26 protein-coding genes and 1 pseudogene are annotated in these 24,862 nt (G+C 71.0%); 5 read left to right on the forward strand and 22 right to left on the reverse strand.

Going from position 1 to position 24,862, the window contains the following annotated elements; genetic code table 11:
* The first annotated feature begins 23 nt into the window (after positions 1 to 23).
* On the forward strand, positions 24 to 344 hold the full coding sequence (locus RB614_RS13890; protein WP_308712880.1) for a hypothetical protein: 321 nt from the start codon (positions 24 to 26) through the stop codon (positions 342 to 344).
* Positions 345 to 396: 52 nt separating this feature from the next.
* Here the strand turns inward: RB614_RS13890 and murA are convergent, their stop codons facing one another.
* Positions 397 to 1,689, reverse strand: a complete 1,293-nt coding sequence (gene murA / locus RB614_RS13895; RefSeq protein ID WP_308712881.1) for a UDP-N-acetylglucosamine 1-carboxyvinyltransferase — start codon at positions 1,687 to 1,689, stop codon at positions 397 to 399.
* Positions 1,690 to 1,753: 64 nt separating this feature from the next.
* Between murA and RB614_RS13900 the strand changes: the two genes are divergently transcribed.
* Both RB614_RS13900 and RB614_RS13905 read left to right on the forward strand, forming a co-directional pair.
* A complete protein-coding gene (locus tag RB614_RS13900; protein ID WP_308712882.1) occupies positions 1,754 to 2,314 on the forward strand; it encodes a cob(I)yrinic acid a,c-diamide adenosyltransferase in 561 nt (186 codons plus the stop codon).
* Positions 2,311 to 3,396: a beta propeller repeat protein gene (locus tag RB614_RS13905; RefSeq protein WP_308712883.1), complete on the forward strand. Its 1,086-nt coding sequence runs from the start codon at positions 2,311 to 2,313 to the stop codon at positions 3,394 to 3,396. Before RB614_RS13900 ends, RB614_RS13905 begins: the two co-directional genes overlap by 4 nt.
* Before the next feature lie 468 nt (positions 3,397 to 3,864).
* Here the strand turns inward: RB614_RS13905 and RB614_RS13910 are convergent, their stop codons facing one another.
* The 19 genes and pseudogenes from RB614_RS13910 to prmC form a co-directional block, all read right to left on the reverse strand.
* Positions 3,865 to 4,302 (reverse strand): DUF2550 domain-containing protein, encoded by a 438-nt coding sequence (locus tag RB614_RS13910; RefSeq protein ID WP_308712884.1) that lies wholly within the window; start codon positions 4,300 to 4,302, stop codon positions 3,865 to 3,867.
* Positions 4,303 to 4,312: 10 nt separating this feature from the next.
* The gene (locus RB614_RS13915) at positions 4,313 to 4,594 is read right to left on the reverse strand and encodes a F0F1 ATP synthase subunit epsilon (RefSeq protein ID WP_308712885.1); all 282 of its coding nucleotides are present in this window, start codon (positions 4,592 to 4,594) and stop codon (positions 4,313 to 4,315) included.
* A 99-nt stretch (positions 4,595 to 4,693) separates the two neighbouring features.
* Entirely contained in the window at positions 4,694 to 5,806 is a 1,113-nt protein-coding gene (locus RB614_RS13920; RefSeq protein ID WP_428983004.1) for an LCP family protein, read from the reverse strand.
* 137 nt (positions 5,807 to 5,943) lie between these two features.
* Complete coding sequence (gene atpD / locus RB614_RS13925) at positions 5,944 to 7,383, reverse strand: F0F1 ATP synthase subunit beta (protein ID WP_308712887.1); 1,440 nt, start codon at positions 7,381 to 7,383, stop codon at positions 5,944 to 5,946.
* The gene (locus tag RB614_RS13930) at positions 7,383 to 8,312 is read right to left on the reverse strand and encodes a F0F1 ATP synthase subunit gamma (RefSeq protein WP_308712888.1); all 930 of its coding nucleotides are present in this window, start codon (positions 8,310 to 8,312) and stop codon (positions 7,383 to 7,385) included. Before RB614_RS13930 ends, atpD begins: the two co-directional genes overlap by 1 nt.
* Before the next feature lie 9 nt (positions 8,313 to 8,321).
* Positions 8,322 to 9,965 (reverse strand): F0F1 ATP synthase subunit alpha, encoded by a 1,644-nt coding sequence (gene atpA / locus RB614_RS13935; RefSeq protein ID WP_308712889.1) that lies wholly within the window; start codon positions 9,963 to 9,965, stop codon positions 8,322 to 8,324.
* Positions 9,966 to 10,004: 39 nt separating this feature from the next.
* Positions 10,005 to 10,826, reverse strand: a complete 822-nt coding sequence (locus RB614_RS13940) for a F0F1 ATP synthase subunit delta (protein WP_308712890.1) — start codon at positions 10,824 to 10,826, stop codon at positions 10,005 to 10,007.
* Positions 10,826 to 11,362: a F0F1 ATP synthase subunit B gene (locus RB614_RS13945; protein WP_308712891.1), complete on the reverse strand. Its 537-nt coding sequence runs from the start codon at positions 11,360 to 11,362 to the stop codon at positions 10,826 to 10,828. Before RB614_RS13945 ends, RB614_RS13940 begins: the two co-directional genes overlap by 1 nt.
* A gap of 23 nt (positions 11,363 to 11,385) precedes the next feature.
* A complete protein-coding gene (locus tag RB614_RS13950) occupies positions 11,386 to 11,613 on the reverse strand; it encodes an ATP synthase F0 subunit C (RefSeq protein WP_173039464.1) in 228 nt (75 codons plus the stop codon).
* A gap of 63 nt (positions 11,614 to 11,676) precedes the next feature.
* Positions 11,677 to 12,453 carry a F0F1 ATP synthase subunit A gene (gene atpB, locus RB614_RS13955; RefSeq protein WP_308712892.1) on the reverse strand — a complete coding sequence of 259 codons (777 nt, stop codon included), beginning with the start codon at positions 12,451 to 12,453 and terminating at the stop codon, positions 11,677 to 11,679.
* A 15-nt stretch (positions 12,454 to 12,468) separates the two neighbouring features.
* Positions 12,469 to 12,684 carry a hypothetical protein gene (locus tag RB614_RS13960; protein WP_308712893.1) on the reverse strand — a complete coding sequence of 72 codons (216 nt, stop codon included), beginning with the start codon at positions 12,682 to 12,684 and terminating at the stop codon, positions 12,469 to 12,471.
* A gap of 173 nt (positions 12,685 to 12,857) precedes the next feature.
* Entirely contained in the window at positions 12,858 to 13,280 is a 423-nt protein-coding gene (locus RB614_RS13965) for a hypothetical protein (protein ID WP_428983000.1), read from the reverse strand.
* A gap of 79 nt (positions 13,281 to 13,359) precedes the next feature.
* Complete coding sequence (locus tag RB614_RS13970) at positions 13,360 to 14,628, reverse strand: serine hydroxymethyltransferase (RefSeq protein WP_308712895.1); 1,269 nt, start codon at positions 14,626 to 14,628, stop codon at positions 13,360 to 13,362.
* A gap of 89 nt (positions 14,629 to 14,717) precedes the next feature.
* A complete protein-coding gene (locus tag RB614_RS13975) occupies positions 14,718 to 16,784 on the reverse strand; it encodes a transglycosylase domain-containing protein (RefSeq protein ID WP_308712896.1) in 2,067 nt (688 codons plus the stop codon).
* Between the two features lie 63 nt (positions 16,785 to 16,847).
* Complete coding sequence (locus RB614_RS13980) at positions 16,848 to 17,684, reverse strand: lytic polysaccharide monooxygenase auxiliary activity family 9 protein (RefSeq protein WP_308712897.1); 837 nt, start codon at positions 17,682 to 17,684, stop codon at positions 16,848 to 16,850.
* A gap of 78 nt (positions 17,685 to 17,762) precedes the next feature.
* A complete protein-coding gene (locus tag RB614_RS13985; protein ID WP_308712898.1) occupies positions 17,763 to 18,413 on the reverse strand; it encodes an L-threonylcarbamoyladenylate synthase in 651 nt (216 codons plus the stop codon).
* On the reverse strand, positions 18,410 to 19,030 hold the full coding sequence (locus RB614_RS13990; RefSeq protein ID WP_308712899.1) for an arsenate reductase/protein-tyrosine-phosphatase family protein: 621 nt from the start codon (positions 19,028 to 19,030) through the stop codon (positions 18,410 to 18,412). Before RB614_RS13990 ends, RB614_RS13985 begins: the two co-directional genes overlap by 4 nt.
* A gap of 127 nt (positions 19,031 to 19,157) precedes the next feature.
* Positions 19,158 to 19,787, reverse strand: a pseudogene (locus RB614_RS13995) (L-threonylcarbamoyladenylate synthase); the annotation flags it as partial.
* Positions 19,787 to 20,680, reverse strand: coding sequence for a peptide chain release factor N(5)-glutamine methyltransferase (gene prmC / locus RB614_RS14000; protein ID WP_428983005.1), 894 nt, complete (start codon positions 20,678 to 20,680; stop codon positions 19,787 to 19,789). The pseudogene RB614_RS13995 and the gene prmC, both read right to left, overlap by 1 nt.
* 89 nt (positions 20,681 to 20,769) lie before the next feature.
* Here prmC and RB614_RS14005 point away from each other — a divergent pair, with 89 nt between their 5' ends.
* Entirely contained in the window at positions 20,770 to 22,323 is a 1,554-nt protein-coding gene (locus tag RB614_RS14005) for a GGDEF domain-containing protein (protein ID WP_308712901.1), read from the forward strand.
* A gap of 26 nt (positions 22,324 to 22,349) precedes the next feature.
* On the opposite strand, the gene prfA is transcribed toward RB614_RS14005, so the two are convergent.
* Both prfA and rpmE read right to left on the reverse strand, forming a co-directional pair.
* Positions 22,350 to 23,438: a peptide chain release factor 1 gene (gene prfA / locus RB614_RS14010; protein ID WP_308712902.1), complete on the reverse strand. Its 1,089-nt coding sequence runs from the start codon at positions 23,436 to 23,438 to the stop codon at positions 22,350 to 22,352.
* Positions 23,439 to 23,520: 82 nt separating this feature from the next.
* Positions 23,521 to 23,745: a 50S ribosomal protein L31 gene (gene rpmE / locus RB614_RS14015; RefSeq protein ID WP_308712903.1), complete on the reverse strand. Its 225-nt coding sequence runs from the start codon at positions 23,743 to 23,745 to the stop codon at positions 23,521 to 23,523.
* A 214-nt stretch (positions 23,746 to 23,959) separates the two neighbouring features.
* Here rpmE and RB614_RS14020 point away from each other — a divergent pair, with 214 nt between their 5' ends.
* Positions 23,960 to 24,856, forward strand: a complete 897-nt coding sequence (locus RB614_RS14020) for a phosphatase domain-containing protein (protein WP_308712904.1) — start codon at positions 23,960 to 23,962, stop codon at positions 24,854 to 24,856.
* Positions 24,857 to 24,862: the final 6 nt, after the last annotated feature.

The following is a 24,862-nucleotide window of genomic DNA, read 5'->3' on the forward strand; positions in this document are numbered from 1 at the left end:
CCTTGAGGTGTCACACTGGCGCCATGGCGCTGGCCGACAGTTGGTACCTGGTCGGGCCGCTGATCGCGTTCGCGGTGGTGGGCGTGATGAGCGTCGTGCTGCGCCGGGCCTTCGGGCGGGACCGGCTTCGACCGGCGCCCCCGCTCGCCGACGACTTCGGGCTGCTGCGGGTGGCCGCGCTGGTGGACCGGCTGGACGTGGCCGAGGCGGTACGCCGCACGCTGCACCAGGCCGGCATCCGCTCGACGCTCTCGACCGGCCTGGACGGCCTCATCAAGATCCTCGTGTTTCCGGACGACGCGTTGCGGGCGCGGCGCGTGCTGGAGCGGGATTCGTCGGCCTGACTCTCCGGCCGCAGGAGCGCCGGCCTGCGGCGGCGGGCCCCGCCTGGCCGGGCTACTGGAACGTGAAGGTCGGCTCTTCCGGCGCGGCCACCCGCTCCACCTTGACCCCCATCGCGCGGAGGTTGGGCACGAAGTCCGGGTAGCCCCGGTCGATGTGGTGCACGTGCGAAATCTCGGTCATCCCGTCGGCGCAGAGCGCGGCCATCACCAGCCCGGCGCCGGCCCGGATGTCGGTGGCGCGCACCGGGGCGCTGGAGAGCCGCTCCCGGCCCTGCACGACCGCGTGGTGGCCGTCGGTGCGGATGTCGGCGCCGAGCCGGACCATCTCGTTTACGAACATGAACCGGCCGTCGAAGATGTTTTCCGTCACCAGCGAGGAGCCGTCGCTGACCGCGGCGAGGCCGATCGCCATCGGGAGCAGGTCGGTCGGAAAGCCCGGGAACGGGAGCGTGACCACGTCGACCGCGCTCGGCCGGCGGTCCATCTGCACCCGGAACGCGTCCGGCCGGGTCTCCACCAGCCCGCCCGCCGAGATCACCTTGTCGAGGGCGATCTCCAGGTGCATCGGGTCGACGCCGGTCACGGTGACGTCACCCCGGGTCATCGCCGCGCCGAACGCCCAGGTGCCGCCCACGATGCGGTCGCCGATGGTGGCGTGCCGCACCGGACGCAGCTCGCTCACCCCCTGCACGCGAAGCGTGGATGTGCCGGCCCCCTCGATGTGGGCGCCCATCTCGGTGAGCATCGTGCAGATGTCGACGATCTCCGGCTCGCGGGCGACGTTGTCGATCACCGTCTCGCCGCGCGCCAGCACCGCCGCCATCAGCAGGTTTTCGGTGGCACCCACGCTCGGGAAGTCGAGCCAGATCGTCGCGCCCCGGAGCCCGCGCGGCGCCGAGGCGATCACGAAGCCGTGCTCTCCGGTGATCTCCGCGCCCATCCGGGCCAGCCCGTCGATGTGCATGTCGAGCCCGCGCGAGCCGATCGCGTCGCCGCCCGGGTGGGCCACCCGCACGAACCCACGCCGGGCCAGCAGCGGGCCGAGCACGCAGATCGAGGCGCGCAGCCGGCGCACGAGGTCGTAGTCGGCCTCGGTGCCGGTCTCCGCGGGCACGTCGATCGAGACCTCGTCGCCGTCGTACTCCACGGTGCAGCCCAGCCGCCGCAGCACCTCACCCATGATCGCGATGTCCGTGATCCGGGGTATGTTGCTCACCACACTGCGGCCGGGCGCCAGCAGGGCGACCGCCATCAGCTTGAGCGCCGAGTTCTTGGCGCCGACGACGTGCACCTCGCCGGCCAGCCGGGCCCCACCGAGCACCTGGATCACATCCACGTCGGCCATCGTAGAAGCCTCGCTCACCGCCGTGTCGAGGGCTGGGAGCGCTGACGGTCGTACGCTAAGGCTCATGGCCGTCCACCTCACCAGGATCTACACGAAAGCCGGAGACACCGGCGCGACGCGGCTCGTCAACAACGAGCAGGTGTCCAAGACCCACCCGCGGATCGCCGCGTACGCCGACGTAGACGAGTGCAACGCCGCGATCGGGGTCGCGCTCGCGCTGGGGCAGCTCACCGACGAGGTGCGGGGCGTGCTCTCCACCGTGCAAAACGACCTCTTCGACCTGGGCGCCGACCTGGCCAACCCCTCGTCCGAGCCGGGACTCAGGGTGACCGAGCCGTACGTGACCCGCCTCGAAGGCTGGTGCGACGACTTCAACGCGCGACTGTCCACACTCGACTCCTTCGTGTTGCCTGGTGGCACACCGGGTGCCGCGCTGCTGCACGTGGCACGCACGGTGGCGCGCCGCGCCGAGCGTGCGGCGTGGACGCTGGTGGAGGCCGACCCGGAACGAACCGGCACCCTCCCGGCAAAGTATCTCAATAGGCTGTCGGATCTGCTGTTCATCCTGGCGAGAACGGCAAATCCCGGCGGCGACGTGCTCTGGGTGCCGGGCGCCAGCAGGTGAGGCGCGGCGCGCTGGTCCTGTGCGTACTGGCGCTCGCGTCCTGTTCCTCCTCGCCGCCGCCGCAGCCTGCCCCGCCCTCGCTCCGGGCCCTGACCTGGCGCGAGGTAACGCTCCCAGCCGCGGACGCGACGGTCCAGGACGTCGCATTCTGCGACGACCACTGGCTCGCGGTGGGCGGGCTCCCGACCGGACCCGCGGCGTGGCGGAGCACGGACGGCATGACCTGGACCGGGGTACGGCTGGCGCCGGTCAGCTTCTACGGCCGGCAGAGCACGATCTCCACGGTCGCCTGCCGGGGCGCCGACACGGTCGCGGTGGGCGCTGCCTCGGGTGGCGCCCACGGCAACCCGCGTACGAGCACGTGGCGCAGCCGCCCGGACGGGAGCTGGCTGGAGTACGAGCCGGCGTTCACCCAGTTCGGCGGCCAGGACTCGGTCGGCGTGGGCACCGCGGCCGCCGCGCTCGGCCCGCCTGCCGGCTGGGCCATCGTCGGCAACTGGCTCGGCCCGGACGGCTCCCCCGGCCCCGCGCTGTGGCACTCCACCGACGGGATGAGCTTCGAGCGCACGCTGGTCGCGCCGGGCTCCTCGGCGCGCGCCACGGACGTGGCACCCTTGCCGGGCGGCGGTGGCTGGCTGGTGGCGGGCGAGGCGTACGGCGCCACGCTCACCGGCGCCTCCTGGACCTCCCGGGACGGCACGACCTGGACCCCGGTCCCGGTGGGCGGACCGCTGGCGCTGGTCACCCCGTACGGGGACGGCACGCTGGGCGTGGGGGCGGCCGGCGCCTGGTGGTACGACGGCACGACCTGGCAGAAACGCGGCACCCTCGGCGACGCGAACGGGTGGCGCTTCCTCGCCCTCTCCGCCACCTCGGTCCTCGGCGCCGTGACCGTGGCGGCCGGCTCGTCGTGCCGCCTCTGGACCACCCGCGACGGCGGCGCCACCTGGCAGGAGGCGGCGATGCCAGCGCCCCTCCCGGTGACCGCCGAGACGGTCGCCGCGACCGCCATCAGCGGCGACACCCTGCTCCTGGCCACCGACGACGGCACCCGCGCGAGACTCTGGTTGACCACCGCGTAAGCCACCCGCCGCAATCGCCCCGCGGGCCGCCGCTGATCGCTTCGCCTTCGCCGGCCCGCGGTGCTGATTCCGGGCGAACGATCACCGCGCCTCCACCCAGGCGCCCTGAGATCAGCCCAAGGCGCAGATCGTGGTACTTAGGTGTCCCTGGAAGGGCACCCAGGTACCACGATCTACCAAGGGCCAGCCAACGTGACGCCGATCATGGTCTGGTGCCGCCACGACACAACCGCGAGCCGCCTGGTGCGGTGGCCACTAGCCGCCCGGCCCGGGGGCGCAGGCCCCGGAGACTGTCGGCGCGGGACCGGGACCGGCGGGGGGTTGTCGAGCGCGGAGGGTGCGGCCGCGGGAACGCACCCGCGCAACGGCCCGGACCACGACAGACGTCGCGGTAGCTCGGGTTTTCGTCTTGAGAATTGGTCGGCGCGGCCTGATTCCGGCTAACCCGCACAGGGTGTGGGCCGGGGGCTAATGGGTGGCCAGAAACGAGGAGACCGCCCCGGGCGGGGCGGCCTCCAGCCATGACAGGAAACCCGTTACCGTCGACTTGGCCATCGCGATCTCGACGGGGGCCTGGTGGCTCCGACAGCGGAGGATCACCCAGTCGGCGGGCATGCTCATCAGCTCCTGGCCCTCGGGTTTGCGGCGGCGCTCCACCACGAGTCCGTTGCGGTCGAGGCGGCGCTTGGGGCGGATGGCGAGGCTGAACATGCGGTAGAAGCGGAGCTCGTCACCCATGAAGCGGCCGAAGCCCGGAGACCAGCCGCGGCCGTCGAGCATTGTGGACACGCGGAGGTTGAGCTTGATGGTGCCGGCGCCCGCCATCAGCGCGCGGCGGATGAACAGGACCGCCACGAAGGCGAGCAGGATGACTACGCCGATCCCGATCCACTCCAAGACCAGCATCGGCGCGCGGTCAGCGGGCGGCTGGAGCGGCCGGCTCGGCGCTCTCCGCGAGCACCGTCACGCCCTCGTCCGTGATGGAGAGGAAGCCACCGGCGACGTCGTAGGTGATCTCCTCGCCACCGCCGACCTTGACCCGGACCTGGCTCGGCTCGGCCAACTGGCCCAGCAGGGGCGCGTGGCCGGGAAGCACACCCAGCTCACCCTCGGTGGTCCGCGCGACGAGCATCTCGGCCTCGCCGGACCAGACCTTTTCCTCGACGGCTACGACCTCGACGTGCAGCTGGCTTGCCAACGCTGACTCCTCGGCGACTCTGGGGATTAGACCGAGTTTAAACAGCGTTTCGACCCCGCCCCAACGAGGGTGGTACGTAACACAGTCACAAGCGCGTCGTCACTTGTTGATGAGCTCGGGGTGTGCCGTCATGAACGTGTCCACGGTGTCGTCTTGCACCGCGGCGAAGAAGTCCTTCGACGGGTCGAGCAGCCGCTCGCCCCGGTAGTCGCGGCCGGTGCCCACGCCTTCGCCGGGCAGCTTGACCATGGTGATCGAGCTGGACCGGATGTCGCGGAGCGTGATGGCGTAGTCGACCACGCTGTGGCCTCGGCCGTTGAAGACCAGCGACTGGCCGGCGGCGCGCAGCACGTTGTCGAGCTTGATCGGGTTGGTCACCACGTCCTTGCTGAACGCCTGGTTGACCATCGCCTTGAGGAACTGCTGCTGGTGCCGCTGCCGCACGTAGTCGCCGCCCACCGTCTTGCGCTGCCGCACGATGTCGAGCGCCTCCCACCCCTTGAGATGGTGGGTGCCCTTCTTGTACAGCTTCTGCGGCCCCACATACCCGTCGCCGTTGGGGTTGCCGTCGCGGCCGCTGCCGTCCGGCTTGAGGTGCTCGGAGCGGATGTCCATGTCGAGGGTCATGGTGACCCCGCCCATGGCGTCGACGATCTTGCGGAAGCCCTGGAAGTTGACGATCGCGCCGGCGTCGAAGCGCTTGATGCCGGTGTGCCGCGTGATCGTGAGCGCCAGCAGCTCGAAGCCGCGGGCCGGGTCGGGCACCTCCTGGCCGGGCACCCGGCTCCCGTACGCCATCGCGGCGTTTATCTTGTCGCGACCACCCCCGAAGTCGGCCTTCGGAAAGCGCGGGATGTCGACGATCAGGTCGCGCGGGATCGAAAAGAGGTACGCCCGGTCGTGCGCGTCCGGCACGTGCAGGATGATGATCGAATCGGAGCGGGGCGGCTCGTTGGGGTTTTCGAGCCGGGGGTCGATGCCGACGAGCAGGATATTGAGCGGGCCCTTGATGTCGGTCTTGGGCTCGGGCGTCGGGCCGGCCTGGTCGCCGAAGAGGTCGGCGGTCTTCACCGCGCCCTCGTAGCGGGAGAGCAGCACCTCACTGGCGAGCAGCGTGCCCCCGCTGCCGAGCAACAGCAGGGTGCCGAAGATGGTGCAGAGCACCGCCCACCGGGGCAGTCGACGACTCGGCTTGCCCACGCGCCCTCCAATCGCCGGTCCCTCTACAGGTATGACGGAACAGAGGGCGTGAAGGTTTGTTCATCGACGGTAGCTCGACATAGACCGAGGCGCCCGCCGGAAATGGCGGACGCCTCGGGTGGAAAAGGGCGGACTATCCCAAAGGACGGTCAGTCGTTCTTCATCAGCTCGCGGGCGTTGCGCTCCAGGTCGTCCAGGCCGCCGCACATGAAGAAGGCCTGCTCGGGGAAGTGGTCGTACTCGCCCTCGCTGATCTTCTTGAACGCCTCGACGGTGTCCTTGATCGGCACGAAGGAGCCCTCGATGCCGGTGAAGACCTTCGCCGCGTACGTGTTTTGCGACAGGAACCGCTCGATCCGGCGGGCCCGGCCCACCGTGATCTTGTCTTCCTCGGAGAGCTCGTCCATGCCGAGGATGGCGATGATGTCCTGCAGGTCCTTGTAGCGCTGCAGGATCCGCTTGACCTCGGAGGCCACCGCGTAGTGCTCCGCCCCCACGAACTCCGAGGCGAGGATGCGGGACGACGACGCCAGCGGGTCCACCGCCGGGTAGATGCCCTTGTCGGAGATCGACCGCTCCAGGTTGGTGGTCGCGTCCAGGTGGGCGAACGTGGTGGCCGGCGCCGGGTCGGTGTAGTCGTCGGCGGGCACGTAGATCGCCTGCATCGAGGTGATGGCCTGGCCGCGGACCGAGGTGATCCGCTCCTGCAGCTCGCCCATCTCGTCGGCCAGCGTGGGCTGGTAACCCACCGCCGAGGGCATCCGGCCGAGCAGCGTGGAGACCTCGGAGCCGGCCTGGGTGAAGCGGAAGATGTTGTCGATGAAGAGCAGCACCTCCTGCTTCTGCACGTCGCGGAAGTACTCCGCCATGGTCAGCGCGGAGAGCGCGACCCGGAGGCGGGTGCCCGGCGGCTCGTCCATCTGGCCGTAGACCAGCGCGGTCTTGTCGATGACGCCGGTCTCGGTCATCTCCAGGATGAGGTCGTTACCCTCACGGGTGCGCTCGCCGACGCCGGCGAACACCGAGGTGCCACCGAAGTTGTTGGCGACCCGGATGATCATCTCCTGGATGAGCACCGTCTTGCCCACGCCGGCACCGCCGAAGAGGCCGATCTTGCCGCCCTTGACGTACGGCGCGAGCAGGTCGAGCACCTTGATGCCGGTCTCCAGCATCTCGGTCTTGGGCTCCAGATCGGCGAACTCCGGCGGCTTGCGGTGGATCTGCCAGCGGTCCTTGATCTCGAGCTTTTCGCCCTCTTTGAGGTTGAGGCACTCGCCGATCGCGTTGAACACGTGGCCCTTGGTGGCGTCGCCGACCGGCACCGAGATGGGCTCGCCGGTGTCGCTCACCTCGGCGCCCCGGATCAGGCCGTCGGTGGGCTGCATCGAGATCGCCCGGACCATGTTGTCACCCAGGTGCTGGGCGACCTCCAGGGTCAGCGTCTTGTCACCCTCGGCGAGCGACACGTTTACGTGCAGCGCGTTGAAGATGTCGGGCATCGCGTCGCGCGGGAACTCGGCGTCGACGACCGGGCCGATGACCCGGACCACGCGGCCCGTAGCGGTCTTGGTCTCTGCTGGAGCAGTCATCACACTTCACTTCCCGAAGCGGCCAGCGCGTTGACGCCGCCGACGATCTCGCTGATCTCCTGGGTGATCCCGGCCTGACGGGCGGTGTTCATCTGCCGCGTGTAGTTCTGGATCATCTCTTCCGCGTTGTCCGTCGCGCTCTTCATCGCGCGCCGGCGGGCCGCCGACTCGCTCGCCGCCGACTCGAGCAGGGCAGCGTAGATGCGCGTGTTGATGTACTTGGGCAGCAGCGCGTCGAGCAGCGCCTCCGCCTCCGGCTCGAACTCGTACGCCGGGAGCACGCCCTCCACCCGGGGCCGGTCCTCGACCTCCATAGGACCGATGATCCGGGTCGTCGGCGACTGCGTCATCAGAGACTTGAACTCCGTGTACACGATGTGCAGCTCGTCGACGCCCTGCACGCCGTCCGGCCCGGAGTGGTCCTCGCCGTCGTCGGCGCCGTGGATGAACGCCTTGATCAGCGTCTCACCCACCATGCGCGCGTCGGTGAAGGCCGGCTGCTCGGAGAAGCCGGTCCAGCTCGCCTCGATCGGGCGATTGCGGAAGCGGTAGTACGTCACGCCCTTGCGGCCGATGACGTACAGGACCGGCTCCTTGCCGTCTTCGCGCAGGCGGGCCATCAGCGACTCGGCCGTCCTGATCGCGTTGGCGCTGTAGCCGCCGGCCAGGCCGCGGTCGCTCGTGATGAGCAGAACGCCGGCCCGCCGCACCTGGGGGCGCGCCGTCAGCAGCGGGTGGTCGACGCTGGCGTTGGACGCCAGCGCCGTCAGCACGCCGGTGATGGCCTGGGCGTACGGCAGGGATGCCGCCACCCGCGCCTGGGCCTTGGCGATGCGGCTCGTCGCCACGAGCTCCATCGCCTTGGTGATCTTCTTCATCGACTTCGCCGAGCGGATCCGCTGGCGAAGAACGCGAACCTGGGCCGCCATACGCCGTCCCTACCGCTTCTCGGCCGGGGTGTCGCGGTAGCGGGTCACGGTCTCGTGCTCCGGCTCGCCCTCCAGCGCCTTGGCCTCGGCCTCGTGGCCGATCGGGCTGGTCTCCTTCGCCAGGAACATCTGCTTGAACTTCACGATCGCCTCGTCGAGCGCCGTGGTGATGTCGTCGTCCCAGTTGTTGTCCGCGATCGACTGCAGCGTCGCCTTGTACGAGTGGCGCAGGTACTCCAGGAACTCCGACTCGAACCGGCGGATCTCGTCCACCGGTACGTCGTCGAGCTTGCCCTCGGTGCCGGCCCAGATCGAGACGACCTGCTCCTCCACCGGGTACGGCGTGTAGTTGGTCTGCTTGAGCAGCTCGACCAGCCGGGAGCCCCGCTCGAGCTGGGCGCGGGAGGCCCGGTCGAGGTCGGAGGCGAACGCGGCGAACGCCTCCAGCTCGCGGTACTGCGCGAGGTCCAGCCGGAGCCGGCCGGCGACCTTGCGCAGCGGCTTGACCTGCGCGGCGCCACCCACTCGGGACACCGAGGTGCCCACGTTGATCGCCGGCCGGACGCCCTGGTTGAACAGGTCGGTCTCCAGGAAGATCTGGCCGTCGGTGATCGAGATGACGTTGGTCGGGATGAACGCCGAGATGTCGTTGGCCTTGGTCTCGATGATCGGCAGACCGGTCATCGAGCCGGCACCCATCTCGTCGGAGAGCTTCGCGCAGCGCTCCAGCAGGCGGGAGTGCAGGTAGAAGACGTCACCGGGGTACGCCTCGCGGCCCGGCGGGCGGCGCAGCAGCAGCGACACGGCGCGGTAGGCCTCGGCCTGCTTGCTCAGGTCGTCGAAGACGATGAGCACGTGCTTGCCCGCGTACATCCAGTGCTGGCCGATGGCCGAGCCGGCGTACGGCGCCAGGTACTTGAAGCCGGCCGGGTCGGAGGCGGGCGAGGCGACGATGGTCGTGTACTCCATCGCGCCGTGCTCTTCGAGGATGCCCTTCACCGACGCCACCGTGGAGGCCTTCTGACCGATCGCGACGTAGATGCAGCGCACCTGCTTCGTCGGGTCGCCGGACTCCCAGTTGGCCCGCTGGTTGAGGATCGTGTCCAGCGCGACGGTGGTCTTGCCGGTCTTGCGGTCGCCGATGATCAGCTGCCGCTGGCCCCGGCCGATCGCGGTCATCGCGTCGATCGCCTTGATGCCGGTCTGCAGCGCTTCCTTCACCGGCTGGCGGGCCATCACGTTGGGCGCCTGGATCTCAAGCTCCCGGAAGCCCTCGTTTTCGATGTCGCCGAGGCCGTCGATCGGCGCGCCGAGCGGGTTGACCACCCGGCCGAGGAACTTGTCGCCGATCGGCACCGAGAGCACCCGGCCGGTGCGCTTGACGCTCTGGCCCTCCTCGATGCCGGCGAACTCGCCGAGGACCACCACACCGATCTCGCGGACGTCGAGGTTGAGCGCCACGCCCAGCGTGCCGTCCTCGAACTCCAGGAGCTCGTTGGCCATCGTCGAGGGCAGGCCCTCGACGTGGGCGATACCGTCGCCGGCGTCGGTGACGGTGCCGACCTCCTCGCGGGAGGGGGCGGGCTTGTAAGAGGAGACGTAGCGCTCCAGGGCGCCGCGGATCTCCTCCGTCGAGATGGTCAGCTCGGCCATCCTCAGCTTCCTTCTGGGTTCGAGTGGTACTAAGCGGGCTTAGCGCTTCGCGAGCGCGTTGCGTGTGTCGGTGAGCCGGCGCAGGACCGTGCCGTCGTACAGGTCGGAGCCGACCCGCACGCTCATCCCGCCGAGGATCTCCGGGCGCACGATCTGCTTGACGGAGACCTCTCGACCGTACAGTTCGGCGAGCTTGGCGCCCAGCCGGCGCTCCTCCTCGTCGGTCAGCGGGGCGGCCACCGTGACGTACGCCACCTGGCGGTCCCGCCGGTCCGCTGCCAGCTCGACGAGCCGGGTCAGCGAGCTGTCGAACGCGCGCCCGCCGAAGCCGGTCAGGGCCACCTCCACGAGGCGGATGGTCACCGGCTTGGCCTTGCCGTCGAGCAGCGCGCGGGCCAGCGTGGCCCGCTGGGCCGGCGGCGCGACGACGTCGCCCAGCGCACTGGCGAGCGCCGGGTCGGCCGAGATCACCTGGCGGAAGCGGAACAGCTCGTCCTCCACCTCGGCGAGGTCGCCGGCCCGGTCGGCGCTGGCCAGCAGCGCCTCCACGCCGAGCCGCTCGGCCGCGTTTAGCAGCTCGGACGGCGCCGACCACCGCCCGGCCACGAGCGCGCCGACCATCTCGACGGCCGGCTTGCCGACCTTGTTGCCGAGCAGGCCGGAGAGCAGGCCCTGGCGGTCGGTGCCGCTGCGGGCCGGGTCGGAGAGCGCCCGGCGCAGCCGCGGCTCGCGGCGCAGCAGGTCGGCCACCGCGAGCACGTCGTCGGCGGTGCCGGCGATCGTCTGCGGGTTGGCCCGGCGGGCGTGCGCCTCCAGCCGCTCGGTGGCGGCGGCGTACGACTCCCGGCTTGCTGCCTGCATCAGCGGGCCCCGGTGCTCTCGAGGTCGGACAGGAAGCGCTCGACCGTGCCCTTGCGCCGCGCCTCGTCGGCGAGGGACTCACCCACGATCTTGCTGGCCAGGTCGACGGCGAGCGTGCCCACCTCGGCCCGCAGGTCGCGGACGATGGTCGCCCGCTCGGCCGCGAGCTGCTCCTTGCCCGCCGCGATGATGCGGTCGGACTCCTCCCGCGCCTTGGCCAGGACGTCCTGCCGGATGCCCTCGGCGTCGGCACGCGCGTCGTCCCGGATCCGGGCGGCGTCCGTGCGGGCCTCGGCCAGCTGGGCGCGGTACTGCTCCAGCAGCTGGTTTGCCTCGGCCTGCGCCGCCTCGGCCCGCTTGATGCCACCCTCGATGGCCTCGACCCTCGCCTGGAAGGTCTTCTCCATACGGGGGAAGACGAACTTCATCAGCACGTAGCACAGCAGCGCGAACGCGATCGTGCCGACCACGATCTCCTGCCAGAGCGGGATGATCGGGTTGTGCTCCTCGGCCCCCTCGGCGGCGAAAAGGTACATCTGAACCTCCGTTCGGAAGGCTGTCAGCCAGCCCAGATGAAGCCGAACGCGACACCCAGCAGGGCGAGCGCCTCGACCACGGCGAAGCCGATCCAGACGAACGGCTGGGTCAGGCGGGACGACTCGGGCTGGCGCGCGGTCGCCTGCACGTAGCTGGCGAAGATCAGACCGACGCCGATACCCGGGCCGATGGCGGCCAGGCCGTAGCCGATGGCGGCGGTGCTGCCCGTTACCTCAGCGAGCAGTGGCATAGCTGTGCTTCCTCCTGGTTATCGCGGCGTGTAGCTCACGCGCGGGACGACGGAACTTACAGATCAGTGCTCTTCGGCGAGCGCGCCCTGGACATAGCTCGCGGTCAGGACCGTGAACACGTACGCCTGCAGGACGATGACCAGCGCCTCGAGGAACGTCAGCGCGATCGCCATCAGCCAGGACACGACGGACACCGGCGCGAGCCAGACGTTCGACTGGAGCATCACGAACCCGCCGAGCGTGAACACCAGCAGGATCATGTGGCCGGCGAACATGTTCGCGAAGAGCCGGACCGCCAGGGTGAAGGGGCGGAACACGAAGGTCGAGATGAACTCGATCGGTACCAGCAACGGCAGGATGAACCAGGGCGCCGGTGGAATGAGCGAGTTCTTCATGTACTTCGCGAAGCCGTGCTGCCGGATGCCGACCGCGTTGAAGAGCACCCAGCTGATAATGGCGAGGATCGCCGGGAACGCGATGTGCGAGTTGGGCGACATCTGGATGCCCGGGATGATGCCGAAGAGGTTGGTCAGCAGCACGAAGCAGAAGAGCGTCGTCAGGTAGGGCGCGAACCTCACCCCGTCGTGCCCGATCAGGTCTCTGGCGACGTTGTTACGCACGAAGCCGTAGATCGACTCGGCGATCCACTGCCGCTTGGTCGGCACGAGCTTCGGCTCCCGGTAGGTGACCAGGAAGAAGATGATGAGGGCCGCGACCGCCACCCACACCAGGAGGGTGACTTTGGTGAACCAGGGGGTGGTGCCCTCGACGATCGGCGGCAGGAAGAAGTCTTCCACGGTCGGCGGCCACGGGATCTCCGCCGCGAGACTGCTGCTCAAGAGCCTGCCCCTCCTCTAGACGCCCAGCCGGCGGACAACCAGATAGATGCCCCCGGCCGCGCCGATCACCGCTCCGATCCCGATCGGCACACCGCCGAGATCGAACCAACGATCGACCAGCCAACCGATGAAGCCCCACACCGCGATGCCCGCGATGAGGTAGCTGATCGCCACCCAACCCTGCCCAGCGCCGCCGCCGGCAGGAGGTTGGGGGGATTGGTCACCGGCCATGACGCGCCGAACCATATCAGGGAGGGATTTTGAGGGTGCGACTCACCCCCCACGCAAGAGCCTTGTGCGGGCGGCTGAGACACTGGAGTCGTCTGTGCCCGTACGCTACTCCTCATTGGCAAGTCCGGTCGCCCACCGTTCGCCGGGTGTTCGCCAAATGCATGAGACGCCGATCACTCCATAGCACTTTGTCTACGTTTCGGCCAGACTCGGGTGAGCCACCAGATGTGCACGCCGGTCCATGCGACGATCCCCGCGGCCACCCCCCAGCCGAATGGCAGCAGGCCGGGCCAGTCGCTGGCGCCGACCGGGATCATGGCGGCGCCGAGCAGGCTGTACTTCATCACGTAGAGGCCGACCCCGAAAGGCAGTACCAGCCTGGGGTTTTGCTTGTCGGCCCAGGCAAGCACCACTGTAGACAGTGTGAAGCTGGCGCTGGGCAAGGCCACGCCGACGGCCGCGCCGACCGCGCCGGCACCGCCGCGGGCCAGCCCACCGACCACGGCACCGGCCACGACGACCACCGCGCTCGCCAGCAGCAGCGTGGGCAGGTGGCGCAGCCGCCAGTGCCCGTCGTCGCCGGCCACCGCCGGCACAGTCGCGTGCTCCCCGGCCGTCATTCCGGGCCCCGGCGGAGACGTGGAGCGAAGCGGAGCGTCTTCGCTGTGTGGTTGTTCATCGCGGGTACGCCGGGAAGGCCCGGACCAGCTCGGTGACCTCGGCGCGCACGCCCTCCAGCACGCTCCCGCCCGCCGCCGGGTCGGTGCGCACCGCCTTGGCGATCAGCCCAGCGATCTGCCGCATCTCCGCCTCCCGCATCCCCTGCGTGGTCACGCTCGGTGTGCCTACCCGGATCCCGGAGGCGACCATCGGCTTCTGCGGGTCGTACGGGATCGCGTTCTTGTTGAGTGTGATGGCCGCGGCGTCGCAGCGCTGCTCCGCCTCCCGCCCGGTGACGTCCAGGTCACGCAGGTCGATCAGGGCCAGGTGGGTGTCGGTGCCGCCGGAGACCGGGCGCATCCCCTCGCCGGCCAGCCCGGCGGCGAGCGCCTGGGCGTTCTTGACCACCTGTGTCGCGTACCCCTGGAACTCGGGCAGCGACGCCTCGCGGAGGGCGACCGCCTTCGCGGCGACGGCGTGCATCAGCGGCCCGCCCTGGGTGAACGGGAAGACCGCCTTGTCGATCCGCTCGGCGAGCCCGGCGCGGCACAGGATCATGCCGCCGCGCGGGCCGCGGAGCACCTTGTGGGTGGTGAAGGTCACGACGTCGGCGTGCGGCACCGGCGACGGGATGGCCTTGCCGGCGACCAGCCCGATGAAGTGGGCGGCGTCGACCAGCAGGTAGGCGCCGACCTCGTCGGCGATCTCCCGGAACCGGGCGAAGTCGATCAACCGGGGGTACGCCGTGGCGCCGCAGATGATCATCTTTGGGCGGTGGGCCAGGGCGAGCTCGCGCACCTCGTCGTAGTCGATCAGCTCGTCGTCCTTGCGCACGGTGTAACCGACGGTGGCGAACCATTTGCCGGAAAAGTTCACCTTGCTGCCGTGGGTCAGGTGGCCGCCGTGCGGCAGGTCCATGGCGAGCACGGTGTCGCCGGGCTGGAGCAGCGCCGCGTACGCCGCGAGGTTGGCGCTCGCCCCGCTGTGCGGCTGGAGGTTGGCGTGCTCGGCGCCGAAGAGCTCCTTGGCCCGGGCGATGCCGATCTCCTCCGCCTTGTCGACCTCCGCGCAACCCCCGTAGTAGCGCCTCCCGGGGTAGCCCTCCGCGTACTTGTTGGTCAGCGTCGAGCCGAGCGCGGCGAGCACCGCGGGCGAGGTCAGGTTTTCGCTCGCGATGAGCTGGAGCCCGCCGCGCACCCGGTCGAGCTCGCCGAGCACCACGGCGGCGATCTCCGGGTCGGTGGCCTCGAGTGCCGCGAAGTCAGGCCCCCAAAAGTCGCTCATGCCCGTCCTCGCTTCGCTGCGGGCGGGCACGAGGCTCCCGAAGGGCTGTGCCTTCTGATTCGCTCGCTTCGCTCCCTCATTGGGGCAGTTTAGGGGCCACCGAAGGCCGCGCCCGCGCTCGGAGGGGTGAACTCCTGCCTCGACTCGCCGGAGAGCGCCGAGGCCATCGTCCGGGCCACCGCCACGATCACGTCCCGCTGGATCGCCGAACCGACGTGGTCCCGCGGGTCGTCCGGGTTGGCGGCGATCGAGGCGACGGCGAGCTGCGGGGTGAAGCCGACGAACGACTCGGTCGAGGCGTCCTCGGAGCTACCCGTCTTGCCGGCCACCGGCCGCCCGTCCAGGATCTCGGAGACCTGTTCGGCGGTGCCGCCGTCGCAGCGGCCGTACGTGGACTGGTCGCCCACCGGGCAGCGGGCCGCGTCGGTGGCCGCGCGGGCCACGTCTTCGCTCAGCACCCGCTCGCACTTCGGGTCGCCGGCGGCCACCTTCTCGCCGGACGAGTCGGTGATCGACAGGACCGGGGTGGGCTTGCAGTGCATGCCCTCGGCGGCCACGGTCGCGTACGCGTTGGCCAGGTCGAGCGGGGTGGTGGCCGCGACGCCCAGCGTGAACGAGCCCCATCCGGCCGCGTTCTCCTTGGCGAAGTTCGCGTCGCTCTCCGCGCGGAACGTGATGCCCAGCCGCTGCGCCATCTCGACCACCTTGTCGGCGCCGACCTGCTGCTCCAGCCAGACGAAGTACGTGTTGACCGAGCGCCCGAAGCCGGTCCACATCGTGCGGTAGCCGTCCATCCACGACGGGTTGGCGTTGCTCGGGCACCACTTGCCGTCGCAGCTCCCCTCGCCGCTGGCCGGGTACTGGGAGACGAAACGGGCCGGCGCGTCGAAGCCGGTGTCCAGGGCCCGCCCGGACTCCAGCGCGGCCAGCATGGTGAACATCTTGAACGTCGAGCCGGCCTGGTACCCGTTGATCGCCCCGCCGCCGGCGACGAGCTGGTTGGTGGTGTCGTCGAGGCTGTAGTGGCGGTTGACCGCCATCGCGAGCACCCGCCCGGTGCCCGGCTGCACGACCGCCATCGGGGCGGCCCGATCGCTGCCGTACCCGTACACCTCCAGCACGTTGCGCTGGGCGGCCTTCTGGATGTCCGGGTCGAGCGAGGTGACCACGCGGTACCCGCCCTGGAGCAGGTTGCGCTCCCGCTCCTGCGCCGTGGCGCCGAACTCCGGCTGGGCCATCCACCACTGCCGCACGTAGTCGCAGAAGAAGCCCCAGGAGTTGTCGCTCGAAGCGACGCAGCCGCTGGGCATCTCGGTGGGCTTGAGGCGGAGCGGCTCGGCCTTGGCCTTGGCGGCCTGCTCAGGTGTGATCTTTCCGGCGCGGGCCATCGAGTCCAGCACGTACCCGCGGCGCTCCAGGGCCTGCTCCTTGTTGCCGCCGATCGGGCTGTAGCTGTCCGGCGACTGCACCAGGCCGGCGAGCAGAGCCGCCTCGGCCAGTGTCAGCTTGGCCGGCGCCTTGTCGAAGTAGCGCTCGCTCGCCGCCGCGATCCCGTACGCCCCGGCGCCGAAGTAGGCGATGTTGAGGTAGCGGCTGAGGATCTCCTCCTTGGAGAGCTCCTGCTCCAGCGCGATCGCGTACCGCATCTCCTGGAGCTTGCGGCCGGCGGTGTCGGCGGTGGCCTCCTCGCGCTGCTGCGCGGTGAGGCTGGGGTCGGTCTTGAGGACGTTCCGGACGTACTGCATGGTCAGCGTCGAGGCGCCCTGCTCGACCTGGCCGCCGGTGCCGTTGGCCACGAACGCCCGGATGACGCTGCGCAGGTCGACGCCGCCGTGCTCGAAGAAGCGGGCGTCCTCGGCCGCCACGATCGCCTCCCGCATGACCGGTGCCACCTCGTCCAGCGGCACGTCCTGCCGGTTGACGTCGTAGAAGCTGGTGATCAGGGTCTTGCCGTCGTTGGCGTAGATGTACGAGCGCTGGGCCGGGGGCGGTGTCCGCAGGTCGCTGGGGAGGTCCAGGAACGCGTCGCTGGCGGACTTGGCGGTCAGCGCGAGCACCGCGTTGGCCGGGAAGACAGCGGCGGCCACGGCCAGACCGGCGAGCACGCCGCAGAGGACCAGGGTCAGAAACTTGGACAGCAGAGACCGGGCACGCACGTGCCAAGAGTTGCCGGCAGGGGCCTGCGTATACCAGGTCTGAGCCGGATTGTCAGCTAACTCTCAGCCGCGTCGTCGTTTCAGCAGTACCGCGTAGAGCGCGCCGAGGACGACGATCACCGCTGCCCCGCCCCCGACGAGCGGGAGGGCGTTGGTGACGGAGACCGGCTCGGGCTCGGCCTGGATTTCCGTCGGCGCCACCGGCTCCGTCGGCGCAGGCGGCTCCGCCAGCTCCGTGGCGACCGGTGCTGCCGCTTTTGTGGCTTTCGCGGGCTTCGCCGCCGGCTTTGTGAAGATCACGTCCGAGCAGGAGTAGTACGTGTCCGGGGTGCTCGAATTCTGCCAGATCGTGTAGATCAGGTGGCGTCCGCTCTTGTCGGCCGGCAGCGTCCCCTTCATCCGGTACGCCTCGTCCCGGAACGCCGGGTCCGCGACCGACAGGAACGGCTTGCTCTCCAGGTCGGACCAGGCCAGCGGCTTCTCCGGGTCGTAGCCGTCGCGGGTCACGTAGAGCTTGAACCTGCCCTCGTGCGGGATCGTGCTCCGGTACGCGAACGCGAAGCTCGCCCCCGAGGTCAGCCGCGTCGCCGGCCAGTCCGCGCGGGCCAGGTCGAGCCCGGCGTACCGGTCGATGCCGGCGCTGCACAGCTTGCCGTCCGGGATCACCTCGCGGTCCCGCCCGTCGACGCCGGGCAGGCGCAGGTTGTCCCAGTCCGCCCACCGCTGGCGCCCGCTGGCCGAGAGGGCCGCCTGGCAGGCCGCCGAACCGGCACTCGTACCCTCGGTGCCGCACGCCGCGAGGCGGCTCACCGGGCTGGTCAGGGCGCCGTGCGCCCGCGCCGGAGCCGGGGCGGCCAGGACCACCAGCGCGGCCGCGGCGAGCGCGTAGAGCACCTTCACGGGCTGTGGTACGTAGCCGGCGGTCCGCGAGATCAAAGCTCCCCTCAAGTCGTTGGAACGACTTGAGGGGAGCTTTGATCACAGCGAAGCGGCGATCTCCTCGGCGGTGACCGGGCCCTCGCGGAGCACCTCGGGCGCCGGACCGGTCAGGCGGACGAGCGTCGACGCCGCCGCGTACCGCACGGCGCTCTTGTCCTCCACCACCGGTACGTCGCGCACGTCGCCCCAGGGCAGCTCGTCGAGCAGGTCGCGGTCGAACGGGCGGGTCTCCTCGCCGGAGCGGTTGAGGCTGGTCGCGGTGATCGGCGCGTCGAGCGTGGCGATCACCTGGAGCGTGGCGGCGTGGTCCGGCACCCGGATCCCGACCGTCCCGCCCAGCGTGACCATTTCGTCCGGCAGCGCGCCGGTCTGCGGTACCACGACGGTCAGCGGCCCCGGCGTGAACGCGCCCATCAGCTGGCGGGCGGCCGGCGAGAGCCGCGCGTACCGGGAGGCCATGCCGATCGAGGCGCAGGCCACGTGCATGGCGTGCGCGCGGTCGCGCTCCTTGACGTCGAACGCCGTGCGCAGGGCCGGCAGCGAGGTGGCCAGCGCGGCGAGCAGGTATCCGGTCTCGGTGGGGAGCACGGCCAGGCCGCCGTCGCGCAGCCGCCCGGCCACGAACTCGGCGTCGGCGAGCCGGAGCAGCCCGGAGTGCGCGGACGGCGCCAGGAAGTGGAACCGCGTCACGAGACGGCCTCGGGCATGAGGGCGCGGGCGAGCGGGTCGACGGTGTCTTCGATCTCGTCCGCCACCCGGGTGAACGCCTGGTCGCCGCGGCCCCACGGGTCGTCGAGGTCGTCCGAGGCGACCGGCGGCGAACTGCCCCGGGCCGCGTTGACCGCCTCGACCAGGGCCACCCCGCGGTTGTACACGGCGTCGGGGGTGACGCCGCCGGGCGGCAGCGCGGAGAGGTCGACGGTGCCGAGCAGCCGGCCGAACTCGCCCAGCACGAACGTGCGGGCCGCCGCGTCGGGGCGCAGCGCCACCACGTACTCCTGCTGGTCGGCCGTTGCCGTGAGGACGAGGTCGGCGGCGTCGATCAGGTCGGAGCGGAGCTTGCGCGCGAGAAACCCGTTGGGGTCTGCGCCGCGGGCCCGCACCTGGCGCGCGGCCGGCGGGTTCATCTCCTCGCCGGCGTGCCAGCCGCCGGTGCCGGCGCTGTGGCTGTGCAGCATCTCCTCGGCCGGCGGCGTCGGGCCCGCCTTGGCCAGCCGCTCGCGCACCGCCCGGTCGAGCAGCCGCTCGGCCATCGGGGAACGGCAGATGTTGCCCATGCACACGTGCAGGACGGTGAACGGCGGCACGTCAGGACTCCGCGTCCGGGCTCTGCTGGCTGGCGCTCGCTCCGCTCCCGCTTCGGCCCGGAGGCCGGCTCCCGCCGCCCTCGTCGCTCCGCTTCTCGGACCGGCGGTCGCCGGCCTCTTCCGGGCCAACGATGTCGGGCACGACGTCGCGGATCTTTTCGAACGGGATCGCGCCGTTGCGCAGCACGCGGGGCACGTCACCGGTCAGGTCGACGATCGAGCTGGGCTCCGGGTCGAGCGAGGCGCCCGCCTCCAGGTAGATCCGCACCGCGTACCCAAGCTGCTCGCGGGCCTCCTCGGCGGTCTTGGCCGCCGGCTGGCCGAGCTTGTTGGCCGACGAGACGGCCATCGGGCCGGTCTCGCGGAGCACCTCGAGCGCCACCGGGTGCAGCGGCATCCGCACCGCGACCGTGCCGCCGGTCTCGCCGAGGTCCCACTGGAGGCTCGGCGCGTGCTCGACGATGATCGTGAGCGCGCCCGGCCAGAACGCGTCGGCCAGGTCGCGGGCGAGCTTGGGGAGCATGAAGACCAGGCCGTCGAGCGTGTGGCGGGAGCCGACCAGCACCGGCGGCGGTGCCTGCGGCTCGGGGCCCTTGGCGTCGCGCAGGGCGGTCACCGCGTATGGCGTGAAGGCGTCCGCGCCGATCCCGTAGACCGTGTCGGTCGGGAGCACGACCAGCTCGCCGTTCTTGACCGCCTCGATCGCCGCGGCGATGCCTCGGTCGCGGTCGGCCACCAACCGGCAGTCGTAGAGCATCACGGTGTGCAGTCTGCCACGTGAACGGCGGTCGCGTACCGCGGCCGGCCAGCTAGATCATGATGATCTTCGATGTCAGTGAAGCGGCTGTCCGCGCGGAGCAACGCGGGCACCGCGACGCCCTGCGAATCGTCGTGCTCCACCGCGAAAACCCCGCCCGGGCGGAGCAGCGCCGCGGCCCGCCCGATCACCGGCCGGATCACCGCGAGGCCGTCGGCGCCGGCGAAGACCGCGTCCCGCGGGTCGTGGTCGGCGACATCAGCGGGTACCGGCGCGCCGGCTGGCACGTACGGCGGGTTGCAGAGCACCGCGTCCACCGTGCCGTCGAGGTCGGCGAGCACGGCCGGGTCGGTGACGTCCCCCTCCACCACGTGGATCGGGGTGTCGCCGGCGGCCGCCCGCGCCTCGGCGTTGCGGCGCAGCCAGGGCAGGGCGGCGGGCGAGCGCTCGACGGCGTACACCCGGGCGCCGGGCACCTCGCCCGCCACCGCGAGCGCGATCGCACCCGAGCCGGCACAGAGGTCGACCACGGTCGTACCGGGCGTTATCAAAGTGATCGCCCAGCCGGCCAGAAGCTCGGTCTCCGGCCGCGGGACGAAGACACCGGGCCCCACCGCCAGGTCCAGGTGGCGGAACCCCGCGCTGCCGACCAGGTGCTGTACCGGCTCGCCGGCCGCCCGCCGGGCCACCAGAGCGTCGAACTCCCCGAGCTTGGCGGCCGTAAACCCATCTATCAGCGCCAATCGCCCACGAGGCACGCCGAGCACATGGGAGGCAAGGATTTCTGCATCGACTCTCGCCGATGGCATACCTGCCTTGGACAGCACGTTTGTGGCGTACGACACCGCCTGCAACGCCCGCGTCCGGTCCGTCCCTTCGATGGGGTGTTCCATATCGCCCGTCACGAGATAATCATTGGATAGCGGGTCGGTGTGGCGACCCGGGGGTACGCCGGGGGTCTTCCGGGGGTTAGGAGGCTTGAGTGAGTTGGCTCGACCGGGTCACCGATCAGGCCGAAACGCTCCAAAAGGCCCGTAAGCTGCAGGAAAGCAGCCGCTCGGCGGAGGCGTGCGTCCTGCTCGACCAGATCCTGGCCACGACCGACGACCCGTTCACCCGGGCGGACGCCCTCGTGCAGCGCGTCGCCGCCTTGATAAACCTCGGCCGCACCGCGGAGTACAACGTGGCGGTCCAGATGGCCTTCGACGCGATCCGCGACCTCGCCGAGCCACTCCTGCTCGGCAACCTGCACGCCCTCGCCGCGCTCGCCGCCCAGCACCAGGGTGCGCTGGAGCGGTGCGTGACCCACCTGGTGCACAGCGCCCGCGCCATGGCCACCGTCGAAGACCTCGACTGGGACACCGCCGTCGCGTGGAACGACCTGGCGATGGCGTACTCGTACCTCGGCTTCCACGGCCACGCCCTGGGCGCGATCGAAAAGGCGCGCCAGGTGGCGGCGGCCGCGGAGGTGACGCCCGAGACGTTCGCCGCGCCCGGCATCCGGCTGCGCAACGCGGTGGCGCTCGACCACAACGGCGACACCGACGGCTGCCTGCGGGTCCTGCGTGACATCACCGCCGACGCGGAGCGCTTTCTCGACGACAACGGCGGGGCCAAGCTCCGGCCGAGCGGCCGCGCGGCGTACGGGTACGCGATCGCCCGCCGCGCCGCGCTGGGCGAGCCGCCCGAGTCCTCCCGACAGGCCGCCCGACTGCTGGCCGACGGCGGCGACGGGGCCCGCGCCCGCGACCTGCGCATGCTCGGCGAGGTCTGCCTCGCGATGGCGTCGGGGCGGCCGATCGAGGCACTCACCCGGCTGGAGACGGTGGCCGTGTCGAGCGAGACGCTGGGCGCGGCCGAGCACGCCCGGCTGCGCAGCCTCACGTACGCGCGGGCCGGCGACCACGCGGCCGCGCACCGGGCCGACCGGCACGCGTTCCGGCTGGCCGCGCAGCGCAGCGACCGCCTCCGCGACGTGTACGTCGAGGGCATCGCCGCCCGGCTCGACCACGAAGACATGCGCCGCTCGGTCTCCCGCTACCAGGACGAGGCGCTCACCGACCCGCTCACCGGCCTGGCCAACCGCCGCCACCTGGAGCGGTACGTCGCGGCGATGGTGGCCCGGGGCGAGCGGGCCACGGTCGGCGTCTGCGACCTCGACGGCTTCAAGGCGGTCAACACCGCGCACGGCCACCTCTCCGGCGACCTGGTGCTCCAGCGCATCGCCGGCGTGATCAACAGGGTCATGCGCCGCGGTGACTTCGTCGCGCGGTACGGCGGCGACGAGTTCGTGGTCGTGCTGCCCGGCGCCGGCATGGCCGAGGCGGCCGAGGTGGGCCGCCGGATCGGCACGGCCGTCGAGGCGGAAGACTGGGAGTCGCTCGTGCCCGGCACGCCGGTGGGCGTCAGCGTCGGGTTCGCCGAGGTCAGCGCCGCAGCCAACCTGCGCGAGGCGCTCGGCACCGCGTTCGAGCTCGCCGACCGCGCGATGCTCCGCGCCAAGCCCGGCGCCCGCCCCCAGCCCGTCGCTTCCTGAGCCGTGATCGGCGCTCACCCGCGGCATCAGCTCCGCTTCAGCTCCGTGTCTCCCGCCAGGCGGGCCTGCCGGTCGGCCTCGGTGAGCGCCTCCAGGACGCCGTCCATGTCGCCGGCCAGCACCAGGTCCAGGTTGTACGCGGTGTAGCCGATCCGGTGGTCGGTGATCCGGTTCTGCGGGAAGTTGTACGTGCGGATCCGCTCCGACCGGTCGACGGTGCGCACCTGCGAGCGGCGCGCGTCCGAGGCGGCCGCGTCGGCCTCCTCCTGGGCGGCGGCGAGCAGCCGGGCCCGCAGGATCCGCATCGCCTGCTCGCGGTTTTGCAGCTGGCTCTTCTCGTTCTGGCAGGAGACCACGATGCCGGTGGGCAGGTGGGTGATCCGGACGGCGGAGTCGGTGGTGTTGACCGACTGCCCACCCGGGCCGGACGAGCGGAAGACGTCGATCCGCAGGTCGTTGGGGTCGATCGAGACGTCGACCTCCTCGGCCTCGGGGAGTACCAGCACGCCGGCCGCGCTGGTGTGGATCCGCCCCTGCGACTCGGTGACCGGTACCCGCTGCACGCGGTGGACGCCACCCTCCCACTTCAGCCGCGACCAGACGCCGTTGCCGCCCTCGGGCACCCCCTTGGTCTTGACCGCCAGCGACACGTCCTTGACGCCGCCGAGGTCCGAGTCCTGAGCCTCGATCACCTCGGTGACCCAGCCGCGCCGCTCCGCGTACCGCTGGTACATGCGGAGCAGGTCGCCGGCGAACAGGGCGGACTCCTCGCCGCCCTCCCCCGCCTTGATCTCCAGGATCACGTCCTTGGCGTCGTGCGGGTCGCGCGGGATGAGCAGCTCGGCGAGCCGCTCCTCCAGGACCGGCAGCCGGGCCGCGATCGCGTCGGCCTCGGTCGCGAACGAGGGGTCTTCGGCCACCAGCTCGCGGGCCGCCGAAAGGTCGGCACGCGCCTGCTCCAGCTCGCCGGCCGCCTTGTGCAGCGGGGCGAGCTCGGCGAAGCGCCGGCCCACCCGACGGGCCGTGGCCTGGTCGGCGTGGATGGACGGGTCGGCGAGCCGCTTCTCCAGCTCGGCGTACTCGTCCAGCAGTCCGCTCAGGCGATCGGTGCTCATCAGATGCCTACCCCTCGGGATCGGTGAGTACATGCGAACGGCGCCCGCCCTCGCGAACGAGGGACGGGCGCCGTCGGGGTAGCTACTTGGCCTTCTTGGCGGCGGCCTTCGCGTACTTCTGCTGGAACTTCGCGACCCGGCCGGCGGTGTCGAGCACGCGCTGCTTGCCCGTGTAGAACGGGTGGCAGGCGCTGCAGGTCTCGACGTGGATCTGACCGTTCTTCGCCGTGCTGCGGGTGGTGAAGGTGTTGCCGCAGGAACAGGTGACCTCGGTCACCACGTACTGCGGGTGGATGTCGGGCTTCATGTCGCCTCGGTCCTTTCGTAAATGGTCGCCGGGTCGCCATCGTCACGGACCGCCGCCTGAGGGCGGCCCGCTCCGGCGTGAACCGGAACCTTGGCCGATTGACCAGTGTGCCATGCCTGGCCGATCGGTTGAACGCGGGGATGCCGGGTGTCATTCCCGGGCCGGTGTCGCGGCGCCGGCCCGGGAGACGGCCGGGCTGGCATGCTTGTAGACGATGCCGCGTTTGATCATCACGCGAGGCCTGCCCGCGTCCGGTAAGACCACGTTCGCCCGAAAACTCCAGCCGGGCGTGGTCCGGGTCAACCGTGACGACCTGCGGCGCATGCTCCACGGCGACCGGCTCTACACCACCTGGGCCGAGGGGCAGGTCACGGTCGTACAGCGGGCGCAGGTCGAGGCGCTGCTCCGGATCCGCGCCGACGTCTGCGTCGACGACACCAACCTCTCCTCCCGCCTGGTACGCGAGTGGGCGCAGCTGGCGGCGCGGCACGGTGCGACGTTCGAGGTGCATGACTTCACCGACGTACCGGTCGACGAGTGCGTACGCCGCGACGCCGACCGCCCCGAGTCCGAGCGGGTCGGCGAGGACGCGATCCGAAGCATGTACGAGCGCTACCTCGCCGGCCGCACGCTGCCCCTCCCGGTGCCGGACGTCGCTCCCGGCCACCCCGCCGTCGTGTACGACCCGCCACCGGGCGCGCCGAAGATCGTCCTGGTCGACATCGACGGCACGGTGGCGCTGATGGGCGACCGCAGCCCGTACGACATGCGCCGGGTCGGCGAGGACCAGCCGCACCGCGCGGTGATCGCCGCGGTCCGCGCCATGCACGCGGCCGGCCACGCCATCGTGTACTGCACCGGGCGCGACGAGTCCGCCCGCGCGGCGACCGAGGAGTGGCTCGACCGCCACGTCGGCGTCCCGTACGAGGCGCTCTACATGCGCGACATCTACGACTCCCGCCGCGACGCCGTCGTCAAGCGCGAGATCTTCGAACGCGAGGTCCGCGACCGCTACCACGTCGTCGGCGTCTTCGACGACCGCATGCAGGTGGTCAGGATGTGGCGCGAGCTGGGCCTGACCGTCTTCCAGGTCGCCGAAGGCGACTTCTGAGCACCC

The organism is Phytohabitans maris, assembly GCF_031085175.1.
Lineage (GTDB): Bacteria > Actinomycetota > Actinomycetes > Mycobacteriales > Micromonosporaceae > Phytohabitans > Phytohabitans maris.

Bases quoted from the DNA above. Each gene is read 5' to 3' on its own strand.
- prmC (WP_428983005.1), bottom strand. From the start codon at position 20,680: ATGGAACACCCCATCGAAGGGACGGACCGGACGCGGGCGTTGCAGGCG.
- RB614_RS13940 (WP_308712890.1), bottom strand. From the start codon at position 10,826: ATGCAGGCAGCAAGCCGGGAGTCGTACGCCGCCGCCACCGAGCGGCTG.
- RB614_RS13970 (WP_308712895.1), bottom strand. From the start codon at position 14,628: ATGAGCGACTTTTGGGGGCCTGACTTCGCGGCACTCGAGGCCACCGAC.
- RB614_RS13930 (WP_308712888.1), bottom strand. From the start codon at position 8,312: ATGGCGGCCCAGGTTCGCGTTCTTCGCCAGCGGATCCGCTCGGCGAAG.
- prfA (WP_308712902.1), bottom strand. From the start codon at position 23,438: ATGAGCACCGATCGCCTGAGCGGACTGCTGGACGAGTACGCCGAGCTG.
- RB614_RS13890 (WP_308712880.1), top strand. From the start codon at position 24: ATGGCGCTGGCCGACAGTTGGTACCTGGTCGGGCCGCTGATCGCGTTC.
- RB614_RS13945 (WP_308712891.1), bottom strand. From the start codon at position 11,362: ATGTACCTTTTCGCCGCCGAGGGGGCCGAGGAGCACAACCCGATCATC.
- RB614_RS13900 (WP_308712882.1), top strand. From the start codon at position 1,754: ATGGCCGTCCACCTCACCAGGATCTACACGAAAGCCGGAGACACCGGC.
- rpmE (WP_308712903.1), bottom strand. From the start codon at position 23,745: ATGAAGCCCGACATCCACCCGCAGTACGTGGTGACCGAGGTCACCTGT.
- atpA (WP_308712889.1), bottom strand. From the start codon at position 9,965: ATGGCCGAGCTGACCATCTCGACGGAGGAGATCCGCGGCGCCCTGGAG.
- RB614_RS14020 (WP_308712904.1), top strand. From the start codon at position 23,960: ATGCCGCGTTTGATCATCACGCGAGGCCTGCCCGCGTCCGGTAAGACC.
- RB614_RS13910 (WP_308712884.1), bottom strand. From the start codon at position 4,302: ATGCTGGTCTTGGAGTGGATCGGGATCGGCGTAGTCATCCTGCTCGCC.
- RB614_RS13950 (WP_173039464.1), bottom strand. From the start codon at position 11,613: ATGCCACTGCTCGCTGAGGTAACGGGCAGCACCGCCGCCATCGGCTAC.
- atpD (WP_308712887.1), bottom strand. From the start codon at position 7,383: ATGACTGCTCCAGCAGAGACCAAGACCGCTACGGGCCGCGTGGTCCGG.
- murA (WP_308712881.1), bottom strand. From the start codon at position 1,689: ATGGCCGACGTGGATGTGATCCAGGTGCTCGGTGGGGCCCGGCTGGCC.
- RB614_RS13960 (WP_308712893.1), bottom strand. From the start codon at position 12,684: ATGGCCGGTGACCAATCCCCCCAACCTCCTGCCGGCGGCGGCGCTGGG.